The sequence below is a fragment of the Saccharopolyspora antiqui genome (assembly GCF_052246905.1).
GTDB lineage: Bacteria > Actinomycetota > Actinomycetes > Mycobacteriales > Pseudonocardiaceae > Saccharopolyspora.
Genome location: NZ_JBQQBO010000005.1, coordinates 118,375 through 131,484, shown reverse-complemented (window position 1 = coordinate 131,484; position 13,110 = coordinate 118,375). Strand labels below are relative to the sequence as shown.

The 13,110-nt window shown below is 69.6% G+C and carries 17 protein-coding genes; 2 read left to right on the top strand and 15 right to left on the bottom strand.

Features of this window, described 5'->3' with window-relative positions:
* Positions 1-52: 52 nt before the first annotated feature.
* Genes ACTWQN_RS11080 through recO form a run of 3 tightly spaced genes read right to left on the bottom strand, consistent with a single transcriptional unit; the run spans position 53 to position 2,193 of the window.
* Positions 53-481, bottom strand: coding sequence for a hypothetical protein (locus tag ACTWQN_RS11080; protein WP_443203308.1), 429 nt, complete (start codon positions 479-481; stop codon positions 53-55).
* The gene (locus ACTWQN_RS11075; RefSeq protein WP_443203307.1) at positions 481-1,320 is read right to left on the bottom strand and encodes an isoprenyl transferase; all 840 of its coding nucleotides are present in this window, start codon (positions 1,318-1,320) and stop codon (positions 481-483) included. The genes ACTWQN_RS11080 and ACTWQN_RS11075 overlap by 1 nt, the downstream gene beginning before the upstream one ends.
* Positions 1,321-1,380: 60 nt before the next feature.
* Positions 1,381-2,193 (bottom strand): DNA repair protein RecO, encoded by an 813-nt coding sequence (gene recO / locus ACTWQN_RS11070; RefSeq protein ID WP_443203306.1) that lies wholly within the window; start codon positions 2,191-2,193, stop codon positions 1,381-1,383.
* An 80-nt stretch (positions 2,194-2,273) separates the two neighbouring features.
* On the opposite strand from recO, the gene ACTWQN_RS11065 reads away from it, so the two are divergent.
* Positions 2,274-2,627: a DUF4190 domain-containing protein gene (locus ACTWQN_RS11065; RefSeq protein ID WP_443203305.1), complete on the top strand. Its 354-nt coding sequence runs from the start codon at positions 2,274-2,276 to the stop codon at positions 2,625-2,627.
* A 55-nt stretch (positions 2,628-2,682) separates the two neighbouring features.
* Here the strand turns inward: ACTWQN_RS11065 and ACTWQN_RS11060 are convergent, their stop codons facing one another.
* The 12 genes from ACTWQN_RS11060 to hrcA all read right to left on the bottom strand — a co-directional run bounded on the left by ACTWQN_RS11060 (position 2,683) and on the right by hrcA (position 12,527).
* Positions 2,683-3,102, bottom strand: a complete 420-nt coding sequence (locus ACTWQN_RS11060) for a DUF2752 domain-containing protein (RefSeq protein WP_443203304.1) — start codon at positions 3,100-3,102, stop codon at positions 2,683-2,685.
* On the bottom strand, positions 3,099-3,500 hold the full coding sequence (locus tag ACTWQN_RS11055) for a CD225/dispanin family protein (RefSeq protein WP_443203303.1): 402 nt from the start codon (positions 3,498-3,500) through the stop codon (positions 3,099-3,101). The genes ACTWQN_RS11060 and ACTWQN_RS11055 overlap by 4 nt, the downstream gene beginning before the upstream one ends.
* Positions 3,501-3,571: 71 nt before the next feature.
* Positions 3,572-4,021 carry a CD225/dispanin family protein gene (locus ACTWQN_RS11050; protein ID WP_443203302.1) on the bottom strand — a complete coding sequence of 150 codons (450 nt, stop codon included), beginning with the start codon at positions 4,019-4,021 and terminating at the stop codon, positions 3,572-3,574.
* Between the two features lie 128 nt (positions 4,022-4,149).
* Positions 4,150-5,058, bottom strand: coding sequence for a GTPase Era (era, locus tag ACTWQN_RS11045; RefSeq protein WP_443203301.1), 909 nt, complete (start codon positions 5,056-5,058; stop codon positions 4,150-4,152).
* A gap of 136 nt (positions 5,059-5,194) precedes the next feature.
* Positions 5,195-5,560, bottom strand: coding sequence for a cytidine deaminase-like protein (locus ACTWQN_RS11040; protein ID WP_443203300.1), 366 nt, complete (start codon positions 5,558-5,560; stop codon positions 5,195-5,197).
* Positions 5,553-6,875 carry a hemolysin family protein gene (locus ACTWQN_RS11035; protein WP_443203498.1) on the bottom strand — a complete coding sequence of 441 codons (1,323 nt, stop codon included), beginning with the start codon at positions 6,873-6,875 and terminating at the stop codon, positions 5,553-5,555. The genes ACTWQN_RS11040 and ACTWQN_RS11035 overlap by 8 nt, the downstream gene beginning before the upstream one ends.
* Before the next feature lie 17 nt (positions 6,876-6,892).
* Positions 6,893-7,459, bottom strand: coding sequence for an rRNA maturation RNase YbeY (ybeY, locus tag ACTWQN_RS11030; RefSeq protein ID WP_443203299.1), 567 nt, complete (start codon positions 7,457-7,459; stop codon positions 6,893-6,895).
* On the bottom strand, positions 7,456-8,538 hold the full coding sequence (locus tag ACTWQN_RS11025) for a PhoH family protein (protein WP_443203298.1): 1,083 nt from the start codon (positions 8,536-8,538) through the stop codon (positions 7,456-7,458). The genes ybeY and ACTWQN_RS11025 overlap by 4 nt, the downstream gene beginning before the upstream one ends.
* A 123-nt stretch (positions 8,539-8,661) precedes the next feature.
* Positions 8,662-9,027 carry a histidine triad nucleotide-binding protein gene (locus ACTWQN_RS11020; RefSeq protein WP_443203297.1) on the bottom strand — a complete coding sequence of 122 codons (366 nt, stop codon included), beginning with the start codon at positions 9,025-9,027 and terminating at the stop codon, positions 8,662-8,664.
* 347 nt (positions 9,028-9,374) lie between these two features.
* Complete coding sequence (locus ACTWQN_RS11015) at positions 9,375-10,118, bottom strand: 16S rRNA (uracil(1498)-N(3))-methyltransferase (protein ID WP_443203296.1); 744 nt, start codon at positions 10,116-10,118, stop codon at positions 9,375-9,377.
* A 150-nt stretch (positions 10,119-10,268) separates the two neighbouring features.
* Positions 10,269-11,441, bottom strand: coding sequence for a molecular chaperone DnaJ (gene dnaJ / locus ACTWQN_RS11010; RefSeq protein WP_443203295.1), 1,173 nt, complete (start codon positions 11,439-11,441; stop codon positions 10,269-10,271).
* A 60-nt stretch (positions 11,442-11,501) separates the two neighbouring features.
* Positions 11,502-12,527 (bottom strand): heat-inducible transcriptional repressor HrcA, encoded by a 1,026-nt coding sequence (gene hrcA, locus ACTWQN_RS11005; RefSeq protein WP_443203497.1) that lies wholly within the window; start codon positions 12,525-12,527, stop codon positions 11,502-11,504.
* 277 nt (positions 12,528-12,804) lie between these two features.
* On the opposite strand from hrcA, the gene ACTWQN_RS11000 reads away from it, so the two are divergent.
* Complete coding sequence (locus tag ACTWQN_RS11000; RefSeq protein ID WP_443203294.1) at positions 12,805-13,107, top strand: type II toxin-antitoxin system VapB family antitoxin; 303 nt, start codon at positions 12,805-12,807, stop codon at positions 13,105-13,107.
* Positions 13,108-13,110 lie beyond the last annotated feature (3 nt).

Genomic DNA, 13,110 nt, shown 5'->3' with positions numbered 1-13,110 from the left:
AATTCCACTGGTGCCCGACACACCAACGCGTCCCCCGTCCGCGTGGACGGTGCTACTTCGCGGTGCCTTCGGGTTCGGTGAGGAGTTCGGTGCGCAGCTGCGACGCCGTCGCCACCACGAGCATCAGCAGCGTGCCCAGCGGCGTCGCGGCCATCCCCTCCGCCGGGAAGGCGTAGCGCAGCGTGACGTCCATGCCGCGCTCGGTGCGGACCACGCCGAGCGTGCCGAACAGGCCCTGCCCGGCGCGCTCGGCCACCGACTGCGCGAGCTCATCGGTGGCCGGCAGATCCCAGGCGACCACGCAGGTCAGGCTCAACACGGTCAGGCCCTCGGCGAGCTGCATCGCCTGCACCGCGCACGGCACGTCGGCGTGCCGGAAGGTCAAGGCGCCGTCATCGTCGACGTGCACGTCGTGGTAGTTCTCCAGCGCTTCCTTCGCCGCAGTCATCAACCGCGCGGTGGTTGCGGCCTCCTGGGTCATCAATTGCCCTCCTGAGCGGAATCGGCGGGCTCGCCGGTGGCCCGATCAATGGCCCCGCCGAACCGCCGGTCGCGGCGCGCGAACTCCTCGCACGCCCGCCACAGGTGCCGACGATCCACATCGGGGAACAGGGTGTCCTGGAAGACGAGTTCGGCGTAGGCGGACTGCCAGAGCAGGAAGTTCGAGGTCCGCCGCTCGCCGGAGGGCCGGATGAACAGATCCACGTCCGGCATCTCCGGCTGGTACATGAACCGGGCCAAGGTGCGTTCGTCCACCCGCTCGGGATTGATCTTCCCGGCCGCCGCCAGCCGGGCGATCTCGCGCGCGGCGTCGCCGACCTCGGCCCGGCCGCCGTAGTTGACGCACATGGTCAGGTTCATGACCTCGTTGTGCTGGGTGCGCACCTCGGCGGCCTGCAACGTGTTCACCACGCTGCGCCACAGGCGCGGTTTGCGGCCAGCCCAGCGCACCCGCACGCCCAGCTCGTCGAGCTCGTCGACGCGGCGCTGGATCACGTCCCGGTTGAAGCCCATCAGGAAGCGCACCTCATCGGGGCTGCGCTTCCAGTTCTCGGTGGAGAAGGCGTACAGCGACAGCCACTTGACGCCGATCTCGATCGCACCGCGGGCCAGCTCCAGCACGACCGCCTCACCGCGCTTGTGCCCCTCGATCCGGGGCAGGCCGCGCTCGTTGGCCCACCGGCCGTTGCCGTCCATCACGATGGCGACGTGGTTGGGCACGAACTCCGGTGGCAACGCTGGCGGCTTGGCCCCGGAGGCGTGCGGCTCCGGCGTCCGCACGGTCGGGTCGTCCTTGCCCCGCCCACGGCGTCGCAACATAACTCGGTTCTCCTTCGGACTGCTGGCTGAGGCATTCATTGTCCTCGCCCGAGTCGATCATCAGTTCAGCGCCTGCCCCGCACCGTCCTCGGTCGTCGCGGCCAGGGCGACATCGGCGGCGCGTTCCCGGATCAGCTCCGGCACGGTCCGCTCGACCAGTGGCAACGAGCGCAACTGCCGTTCCATGTGCCACTGCAGGTGCGCCGCGATCAGACCGCTGGCCTCCCGGCGGATCGAATTGGTGGCCGCCTCCGCGTCCGGCCAGTCGCCGTGCAGCAGCGACTCCATCAGCGGCAGGGTGTGCACCGAAGGCCGCACCGAACCGGCGGGGCGGCATCGAACGCACACCGCGCCACCGGCCTGCACGTTGAACGCGGCGTGCGGGCCCGGTTCGCCGCAGCGGGCGCACTCGGCGAGGGCGGGCGCCCAGCCCGCGAAGGACATCGCACGCAGCAGGAAGGCGTCCAACACCTGCGAAGAGTCGCGTTCCCGACCTGCCAGCGCCCGCAGCGCGCCGATGGCCAGCAGGTAGAGCCGCAACACCGGTTCGCCTTCCTCGGCGGCCAACCGGTCGACGGTCTCCAGCACCGCGCACCCGGCGGTGTAGCGCTGGTAGTCGTCGACGATGTGCGCGCCGAAGGCGTCGACGGTCTGCACCTGGGTGATCACGTCGAGCGTCCGACCGGTGTAGAGCTGCACGTCGACGTGGCAGAACGGCTCGACGCGCGCACCGAACCGCGAAGTCGTCCGGCGCACGCCCTTGGCAACCGCGCGAACCTTGCCGTACCGCCGGGTCAGCAAGGTTATGATCCGGTCCGCCTCGCCCAGTTTCTGCACCCGCAGCACGACGGCGGTATCCCGGTAGAGGCTCACCCACCCATCATCACACCTCCGGGGACCCCTCCCGGACGCCAGGCGGAAAATCAGGAATATTCCGCGCTGAAAGGACATGCATGTCGTACCCGTACGACCAGAACCCGTACCAGCAGGTTCCACCGCCCTACGGGATGGGTTATCCGCAGGGGCCGCGGAACAACGGAATGGCGATCGCCTCGATGTGCGTTTCGCTGGCCGCGATCCTCACCTGCTACGGCGCGATCCTCGTCGGGCCGGTCGGCGCGATCCTGGGCCACGTCGCGTTGCGCGAGATCAACCGGGCCCCGCAGGCCTACAGCAACCGCAGCATGGCGCTGGTCGGCATCATCGTCGGCTGGATCATCGCCGGGCTGTGGGCGCTGTTCTTCACCTTCGTGATCCTGGCGGCCACCGGCGTCCTCGGCCCGGACGTCCAGGAGTCCTTCGACTAGTCGGCGTTTGGCAGCAACACGCGCTCGGACGGCTGCCACCGGTCGTCCGAGCGGGCTAGACGTAAAGCGCGTTGAACGGTGGGAACGGCAGGTTCCTGATCACCGTCCAGACGGCGATCAGGACCAGCGCGACCATCGGGGACCAGCGCCACTGCTCCCAGGTCACAACCCGTCGACCGCGCCAGCGGCCCAGCACCCAGGCGCCCCAGGTCCACAGGAAGAACGGGATGAACACCACCGCTGCCGCGTTGAAGTGCAGCGCCGAGAGCAGATCGCCGTGCAGCAGGCTGTAGAACATCCGCGTCGCACCGCAGCCGGGGCAGTCCAGGCCGGTCAGCAACTTGATCGGGCAGGGCGGTAGCGGAAAACCCGCATCAGAAGTCGGATCGGCGGCCAGCACCACACCGGCCGCCGCACAACCGACGAGCACCGTCGCGGCGGGCAACAGCATCGCGCGAGGGCGCGTAGTTGTCATTGCGCCGCGGTGTAGCCGAACAACGCGATCATGATCACGAAGTAGGCGACGATGGCCAGGATGTAGAGGCCCAGGAGGCTGGCGCCGACGATGACGGCGACCTTGCCCCACTTCTTGGCCTCGTCCGCGGACCGCTGCGCCTGCTCGAACTGGCCCTGGTACCACAGCGTGTTGACCCCCAGCGCCTTGATCAGCGCGGGGATCCCGAACGGCCAGCACACCAGGATCCCGGCGATGGCCCAGCCCAGGTTGTTGTTCACCGGCACGGGTGTGACGCCGAATTGCGCCGCGTAGGAGTACGGCTGCGGCGGCATCGGCTGTTGCGGCGTGGGCTGCGGCGGCGGCATCGGCGCCGGTTGCTGCGGAGGTACCTCGGTGGGCTCGGACGGGTCGGTCATGGCTGCCCCAGGGGAGGTTTCGGCATGCCGTTGCGGTCAGTCCAGATCTGTCCCGCAACGGCACGACTCGATCAGTAGGAGGAGTACGAGCTCGCGCTGGCGGCGATGATCACGAAGACCACGACGTAGAACAGGATGAGCAGCGCCCACGCGCCGACGCCGACGAAAATCCCGATCCTGCCCCACTTCTTCGCGTCGTCCGCGGCGGCCTGGGCCTGCTGGAACTGGCCCTGCGCCCACAGGTTCTGCACCGAAGTGGCCTTGATCAACGATGGGATGGCAAACGGCCAGCACAGGAAGATCGAACCGATGCCCCAGCCGATGTTGTTGTTCGGCGGAGCACTACCGGGCGGCGGCCCGTACGGGCTGGGCTGCTGTCCGTAGGGATTCGGCTGCCCGTACGGCTGTTGGGCCGGCTGCTGGGGCATCGGCCCCGATGGCGGCCCGTAGCCGCCCTGCTGCTGGCCGTACGGATCCTGCGGCTGGGGCCCGGACGGCGGGCCACCATAGGGATTAGTCACGATTTTTCCTTCAACTGTCCAACAAAAAAGCCGATGTGGCCTCGCCCGTGCACGACGACCGGCCAGGAACGTACCTGAGACGCGCTCTCGCTACGGGCGGTTCCCGCCAATCCGCCGCGAAGTTGTGATCAGAACCCCAGTTTGCGCAGTTGCTTCGGGTCGCGCTGCCAGTCCTTGGCGATCTTGACGTGCAGGTCGAGGTAGATCTTGCTGCCCAGCAACGCCTGGATGTGCCGCCTTGCCTGCGAACCCACCTCGCGCAGCCGCTCCCCGCGGCGACCGATGACGATCGCCTTCTGGCTGGAGCGCTCGACGTAGAGCACCGCGTGCACATCGATCAGATCGTCGCGACCTTCGCGGGGAAGCATTTCCTCGATGGTGACGGCGAGCGAGTGCGGCAGTTCGTCGCGCACGCCCTCCAGCGCCGCCTCCCGGATCAGCTCGGCGATCAGCGTGGTCTCGGGCTCGTCGGTCAGCTCGCCGTCCGGGTACAGCTGCGGGCCCTCCGGCAGCTGCTCGACCAACAGGTTGGTCAGCACGTCGACCTGGAAGGAGTCGACCGCGGAGACCGGCACCAGGTCGGCGAAGTCCATCACCTGCTGCAGGTCGAGCAGTTGCTGCGCCACCTGTTCCTTGCTCACCAGGTCGGTCTTGGTGACGATGCCCAGCACCGGGGTGCGGCGGGCCACCTTGGCCAGTTGCGTCGCGATGAACCGGTCCCCCGGCCCGACCTTCTGGTCGGCGGGCACGCAGAGTCCGACGACGTCCACTTCGGACCAGGTCTCGTACACCAGGTCGTTGAGCCGTCGGCCGAGCAGGGTTCGCGGCCGGTGCAGGCCGGGGGTGTCCACGATGATCAGCTGCGCGTCCGGGCGGTGCACGATGCCGCGGATGGCGTGCCGGGTGGTCTGCGGCTTGCTGGAGGTGATCGCCACCTTCGAGCCGACCAAGCGGTTCGTCAGCGTCGACTTCCCGGCGTTCGGGCGGCCGACGAAACAGGCGAATCCGGAGCGGTGCGCATCTGCGGAGCTGGTCACCGCACCATTGTGCCGACCGCCCGGCCACCCCGACCCACCGGGCACCATTCCCACTGCCAGGTGATGGGTGAAGGGCACCTTTGACCGGCTTACCCGGTCAAAGGTGCCCTTCACCTCGAAAAATCCGCCTGATCGGTTAGGTGGTGATGGTGGTGAGGACGTCGCCATTGGCGTTGGCGTGGAGGATTGGTGTTGTTGTGGTGAGGTCGTGGACGGCGGCTACCGATGCTGGGTCGACGGTGTCGGCATCGGTGACCACGGCTGCTGCTTCGAGGCCTTCGGCGCCGCTGGCGACCGCCGCGGCCACCGCTGCTTGCAGGGCGGTCAGCCGCAGCGACGGGAGGGCGACCGTGCACGCCGCGTAGGTGCGGCCGTCGGTGTCGCGCACCGCGGCGCCCTCGGCGGCTCCGGTGCGGGCCCGGGACGACCGGGCCAACGTGACGATCTTGGCGTCCTCCGGGTCGATTTCCTGCGGGGCCGCCGCTTCGACGTGCTCAGCCACGAGTGTTGCTTCCCTCCTGATCAGCACCGCGCAGCGGCGCTTGGTCCGTGTTCACCGGCCGGACGAGCAGCGCGTTGATGCGAATCCGCCCCCGGTGGTCCTTGCCGCCCTCGGCGCGCAGCCGCAGTCCGGCGATCTCGGTCTCCGCGCCGGGCAGCGGAACCCGGCCGAGCCGCTGCGCCAGCAGCCCACCGACGGTCTCCACGTCGGAGTCGTCGAGGTCCACGCCGAACAGCTCGCCGAGGTCCTCGACCGGCAGCCGGGAGCTGACCCGGACGGTGCCGTCGTCGAGCCATTCGATCGGCCGGTGCTCTTCGAGGTCGGACTCGTCGGTGATCTCGCCGACGATCTCCTCGATGATGTCCTCGATGGTCAGCAGCCCGGCCGTGCCGCCGTACTCGTCGACCGCGATGGCCAGGTGGCTGCGGGAGAGCTGCATCTCGCGGAGCAGTTCGTCCAACCGCTTGGTGTCCGGCACGAAACTGGCCGGGCGCATCAGATCCGCCACCACCGGACCCGTCGCCTCGCGGCCGTCCAGCACGGCGCTGGTCAGGTCCTTGAGGGTCAGCACACCGACGATGTCGTCGACGCTCTCGCCGATCACCGGGACGCGGGAGAACCCGGAGCGCAGGCACAGCGCCAACGCCTGCCGGGCGGTTTTGGTCTGCTCGATCCAGATGATCTCGGTGCGCGGCACCATCACCTCGCGGGCGAGGGTGTCGCCGAGTTCGAAGACCGAGTGGATCATCTCGCGCTCGCCCGCGGCCACCACACCGCGCTCCCCGGCGAGGTCGACCAGCTCGCGCAGCTCCACCTCGGTGGAGAACGGGCCTTCCCGGAATCCCTTGCCGGGCGTGATCATGTTCCCGATCAGGATCAACAGCCTGGTCAACGGGTTGAGCACCCTGGCGAGCACCCGCACCGGGGCGGCGATCTTGAGCCCGATGCTGTACGGGTGCTGCCGCCCGAGGGTGCGCGGACCCACGCCGACCAGCACGTAGGACGCCACCAGCATGATCAGCAGGGCGATCACCACCGCCCACGCCTCGGAGTCGGCCATCTGCAGGGCCACCACGGTGACCAGCACCGTCGCACCCAGCTCGCAGGCCAGCCGCAGCAACAGCAGCAGGTTGACGTGCCGGGGTCGGTCCGCGAGCAGGAGCGCGAGCTGCTTGGCACCGCCCCGGCCCTCGCGGACCAGCTCGTCGGCGCGAGCGCGAGACGCCACCGTGATCGCGGCCTCGGACGCGGCGAACACCCCGGCCGCCAGCACCAGCAGCACTGCCACGATCAGCAACGCGGTGGAGTCGGTCATTGCCACCGCCGACTCCCCTAGTTGGCGGGGGCCGGGCCGCCCTGCGGCGACTCCGGCTCGTCCAGTCCGACTGCACCCAGCAGTCGGGCGTCCGCACTGCGCTGCGCCGCCACCCGCTCGGCCTCGTCCCGGGCCGCGCGGTAGTCGGCCAGGATGCGGTTCTGCAGGCCGAACATCTCCCGCTCCTCCTCCGGCTCGGCGTGGTCGTAGCCGAGCAGGTGCAGCACGCCGTGCACGGTGAGCAGGTGCAGCTCGTCCAGCAGGCTGTGCCCGGCCTTGCGGGCCTGGTCCTTGGCGAACGCCGGGCAGAGCACGATGTCCCCGAGCAGCGCCGGTCCGGACCCGGCGGAATCCGGTCGGCGCGCCGAGTCGTACTCGTCCATCGGGAACGACATCACGTCGGTGGGACCGGGCAGGTCCATCCAACGTTCGTGCAGGTCGGCCATCACGTCGAGCTCCACCAGCACGATCGACAGCTCGGCGAGCTGGCTGACGCTCATCTTGTCCAGCGCGAACCTGGCGACCGAGACGATGGAAGCCTCGGGTATCGCGACGCCTGATTCGTTGGCGATCTCGATGCTCATGCCCGTCCTCGTCGCTGCCCGTTGCGCCGACCCGCCCGGTCGTGGCGGTCGGCGTCCTCCAGGGCGTGCCAGCGGTCGTAGGCGTTGACGATGTCGGTGACCAGCCGGTGCCGCACCACGTCGTGGCTGTCCAGCAGGGCGAAGTGCACGTCGTCGACGCCCGAGAGGATCTCCTGCACGACCTTCAGCCCGCTGCGCTGGCCGCCGGGCAGGTCGATCTGCGTGACGTCGCCGGTGACCACGATCTTGGAGCCGAACCCCAGCCGGGTCAGGAACATCTTCATCTGCTCGGGCGTGGTGTTCTGCGCCTCGTCGAGGATGATGAACGCGTCGTTGAGGGTACGACCCCGCATGTAGGCCAGTGGCGCGATCTCGATCGTCCCGGCCTGCGTCAGCCGCGGCACCGATTCCGGATCGACCATGTCGTGCAGCGCGTCGTACAGCGGCCGCAGGTAGGGGTCGATCTTCTCGTAGAGGGTTCCCGGCAGGAATCCGAGCCGCTCACCCGCCTCGACCGCGGGTCGGGTGAGGATGATCCGGTTGACCTGCTTGGCCTGCAGCGCCTGCACCGCCTTGGCCATCGCCAGGTACGTCTTGCCGGTACCGGCGGGGCCGATGCCGAAGACCACGGTGTGGTGGTCGATGGCGTCGACGTAGCGCTTCTGGTTGAGCGTCTTGGGACGGATCGTCCGACCGCGCCGGGACACGATGTCCAGGCTGAGCACGTCGGCCGGCGACTCGTTGTGATCGGCCGAGAGCATCGCGACGCTGCGGCGAACGGTGTCCGGCGTGAGTTGGCTGCCCTTGGCGATCAGCGCGATCAGCTCGGCGAACAGCCGTTCGGCGAACGCGACCTCCGCGGGGTCCCCGGACAGCGTCACCTCATTGCCCCGGACATGGACATCGGCGGTGAGCAAATCCTCGATAACCCGGAGGTTCTCGTCCCTGGTCCCGACCAGCGTCAACACGATGTTGTCGGGGACGGTCACCTTGGACTGGGCTGTTGCCTGCTGGGCTGTAGCGGTCTGGGGATGCTCTCCGGACTGGGCGGCGGCTCCACCCGCTGCAATACCGGCCACGTGGTTTCGGGCCTGCTTTCTGCGCGTTCGCGCGGGTCGTTCGGTCAGTTCTGCATGGGGTCGATGGTAGTCCACTCGGCACTCGGATTGCCGCCATCGCGGCTACCGGATCGCTGCTGGGGATCAGCCCTTGAGCGGGCCACCGGTCATGCCGCCCAGCGGTTCGCCGCCCAGCAGGTGCAGGTGCACGTGGAAGATCGTCTGCCCGGCGTCGGAGTTCGTGTTGAACAGCAGCCGGTAGCCCGATTCGGCGATGCCGTCCCGTTCGGCGATGCCGCGGGCGACCGTGATCAGTTCGGCCAGCAGTTCCGGGTCGGCGGCGGCCAGTTCACCGGCGTTGCGGTAGCGCTTCTTCGGCACGACGAGCACGTGGGTCGGCGCCTGGGGGTTGATGTCGCGAATCGCGATGACCCGGTCGTTCTCGTGCACCACGTCGGCCGGGATCTCGCGGGCGATGATCCGCAGGAACAGGGAGTCCATGTCGCTCATGCCGGAAGGTTATCCGAGCCAGCAGACGCGCCTCGATCATCGCGGGGGCTGGTGCCGATCCCCCGGCACGCTGCGCCGCAATCGGGTCTGGGGGTTGCCCCGTTTGCGGCGCAGCTCTCGCCGGACCGAGGGGGGAGGTGTCCGGCGAGTGCTGGGGTCCGATGCCCCGTGCGGCACCGGTTGCGACTGAACCGTCGCGATCTTTCGCAACTGAGCGTATCGCCCTGTCAACCGTTCGCGCTACGGAATCGCCCGAAGTTTTTGATCTTCCTCGCGCTGCGTCACCTCGGCTGCGGTGGAACGCCAATTCCGCGCGGAACTGGCCGTCATCCGGGTGGGAAATCGCGCTAGCGCCAGCGGTCGGTGCGGACACCGAGCGCGCCCAGGGCGACCGCCGCGGCGGTCGACGCGCGGAGCACCGTCGGGCCGAGCCGCACGACGTGCGCGCCAGCCGCCGTGAGCGCCCCGAGTTCGTCGCCGGTCACGCCGCCCTCCGGGCCGACGACCAGCACGAGTTCGCCGGTCGCGGGCAGGTCGACGGAGGCCAGCGGGATGCTCGCCGACTCGTGCAGCACCAGCGCCGCGTCGGCGCGACCGATGACTTCGGCGAGCTGCCTGGTGCTCACCGGCTCGTCCACCGGCGGCGTCCACGCCCGCCGCGCTTGCTTCGCCGCCTGCGCAGCCGTGCTGCGCCACCGCGCCAGCGCCTTCGCACCGCGCGGGCCGTCGTCCCACTTGGCCACGCACCGGGCGGCGCGCCACGGCACCACCGCGTCAACACCCGCCTCGGTGGCCAGTTCCACCGCGAGCTCCCCGCGGTCGCCCTTGACCAGCGCCTGCGCCAGCCGGACCCGAAGTCCCGGTTGCGGCACGTGCCAGGTCTCCGACACCGCGAGTCCCAGGGAGTCCTTCGCCGCCGACACCACTTCGCAGCGGGCCAAGCCACCTCGCCCGTCCGCGAGCAGCAGCAGTTCACCGGCGCGCAGGCGGCGCACGGTGGCCGCGTGCTTGCCCTCCGGACCGTCCAAGGTGGCCCCGCCAACGGCGGGCAGCCGCTCGACGGAGAACACCGGCAGCGAGGATTCCGTCATCTCCGGCCCCAGTCCTTGTCTTCGAAGCGGTGCAGCCACTCGGCCCGGCCCCAGGTTCTCAAGCGCCGTCGCTGACACCAGCCGCCCGCCGCAGAAGCCGTCTCACGAGATGGCCGGAGACGAGCCCGAACGATCCGGTGGAACGGGCTGTCAGCGGTGGCCGAAGGACCGGAAGCGGGAGAACAGCCCGTGCCGGTTGCCGTTGCCGTTCGCGGTGACCGTCGGCTCCGGTTGCTCCTCGCCGCGCAGCGTGGCGAGCTGGCGCAGCAACTCGGACTGCGTTTCGTCGAGCCGGGTCGGCACCACGACGTCGAGGTGCACGTGCAGGTCGCCGTGTCCGCTGACCTTGCCGTTGGAGCGCAGCTTGGGCAGCCCGCGACCGGTCAGCACGTGCTCCGTGCCGGGTTGGGTGCCGGGCTCGACGGTGACCTCTTCCCGGCCGCCGTCGAGGGCCTCCAGCACGAGCACGGTGCCCAGCGCGGCCGCCGTCATCGGCAGCTCGACGGTGCAGTGCAGGTCCGCGCCGTCGCGGGTGAACCGCTCGTGCGGCAGTTCCTCGACCTCGACGAACAGGTCACCGGCCGGTCCACCACCGGGCCCGACCTCGCCCTCCCCGGCCAGCCGCACCCGCATCCCGTCGCCGACCCCGGCCGGGATCTTGACGGTGATGGTGCGCCGCGCGCGGACGCGGCCGTCGCCGCCGCACTGCTGGCACGGGTCGGTGATGACCTCGCCGAAACCACGGCAGACCGGACACGGCCGGGACGTCATGACCTGCCCCAGGAACGACCGCTGCACGGACTGCACCTCGCCGCGACCGCCACAGGTGTCGCAGGTCGACGGGGCGCTTCCGGCGCGCGAACCGCCGCCGTCGCAGGAGTCGCAGAGCACCGCCGTGTCGACGGTGATGTCCCGGTTGACGCCGCTGGCGCACTCCTCCAGGGTCAGCTCCAGCCGCAGCAGCGCATCCGAACCCGGCTGGACCCGGCTGCGCGGGCCGCGTCCGGCTCCGGCGGCGCCGCCACCGAAGAAGGCGTCCATGATGTCGCCGAGCCCACCGAAACCGGCGAACGGATCGCCCATGCCGCCGCTGGCGCCGCCGCCGTTGGACAGCGGATCACCACCGAGGTCGACGATCTGCCGCTTCTTCGGATCGGAAAGCACCTCGTAGGCGGTCGTCACTTCGCTGAAGCGCTCCTGCGCTCCCGCATCGGGGTTGACGTCCGGGTGCAGTTCCCGCGCGAGCTTGCGGTACGCCCGCTTGATCTGCTCGGATGTCGCGTCCCTGGCCACTCCGAGGGTCGCGTAGTAGTCCCTGGCCACCTTCTCCGTACTTCCTCTGCTCGATCAACGAGTACACGCTGGTCGCGCGCCGGTGAACTGTCACCGCCCGACCAGGATCTCACCTACGTACGCGGCGACGGCCCGGACCGCCGCCATGGTGCCCGGGTAATCCATCCGGGTCGGACCGACCACGCCCATGCCACCCAGCACCATGCCATCCGAACCACCGTAGCCGGTGGAAATCACCGAGGTCGTCTGCATCTCCTTGGCCTCGTTCTCGATCCCGATGCTGACCCGGACGGTGTCCGCGCTGCGGGCGGCGGCGAGCAGCTTGAGCACCACGACCTGCTCCTCCAGCGCTTCGAGGACCTGGCGCAGCGAGTTGGGGAAGTCTGCGACGTTGCGGGTCAGGTTCGGGGTGCCGCCGAGCACCATCCGCTCCTCCGGGTGCTCCACCAGCGATTCGATGAGCACGCTGCACACCCGGATCAGCGCGTCGCGCAGCTCCGGCGGGGCCTGCTCGGGCAGTTCGGCGACCGCGGCGGAGGCGTCGGCCAGCCGCTTCTCGGCCATCGACGCGTTGAGCACGTTGCGCAACCGGGCCACGTCGTCGTCGGTGATCACATCGCCGAGGTCGACCATCCGCTGATCGACGCGCCCGGTGTTGGTGATCAGCACCAGCATCAGCCGGGCCGGGGTGATGGTGACGACTTCGACGTGCCGGACGGTGGATCGGGTCAGCGTGGGGTACTGCACCACGGCGACCTGCTGGGTCAGCTGCGCCAGCAACCGCACGCTGCGCCGCATCACGTCGTCGAGGTCCAGCGCGCCGTCCAGGAACTTGTGGATCGCGCGGCGTTCCGGCGCGGTCAGCGGCTTGATCTCGTGCAGCCGGTCCACGAACAGCCGGTAGCCCTTGTCGGTGGGCACCCGACCGGCGCTGGTGTGCGGCTGGACGATGAAGCCCTCCTCTTCCAGCACCGCCATGTCGTTGCGCACCGTGGCACTGGACACCCCGAGGTTGTGGCGGTCGACGAGCGCCTTCGAACCCACCGGCTCCTTGGTCGACACGTAGTCGGCCACGATCGCCCGCAGCACGTCGAAGCGGCGTTCGTCCGTGTTCACCTTCGCCACCTCCTCACTCGCCCACCACTGGCCGCGCAGACCGCACACCCAGGCCTGCCCGCCCGGACCGAACCTGGGTACCACCATCGAGTTTACGGTGTTCTCCCACCAGAGCCGAGAGCCGCGGGCGAGCGGCGGTAGCCTGCGGCGAGGACGACGGGCGCCGGTTCCGCCCGCTGCATCGAGCGGATCACATCGGTTCCGGCGGCGGTAGCCGCTGCCGGACCAACTGCGGTGGGCACCGGATTCGGCCGTTCGCCAGGAGGTGCCAGGTGCCGTGATCTTCAAGGATGTCCGCGAGGGACAGCCCTATCCCGACCACCGGCTGTCGCTGCGGGACTGGGCCAAGGTCCCGCCGCGTCCGGTGCGGATGGAAGAGCTGGTCACCACGACCAAGGTGCTGCACCTGGACCGGCTGCTGAGCCCGGACTCGACGTTCTTCGGCGACCTGTTCCCGCACGTGGTCCGCTGGCGCGGTGAGCTCTACCTGGAAGACGGCCTGCACCGCGCCCTGCGCTCGGCCCTCCACCAACGAACCGTCCTGCACGCCCGGGTCCTCGACCTGGATGCGACACCCTAGCGG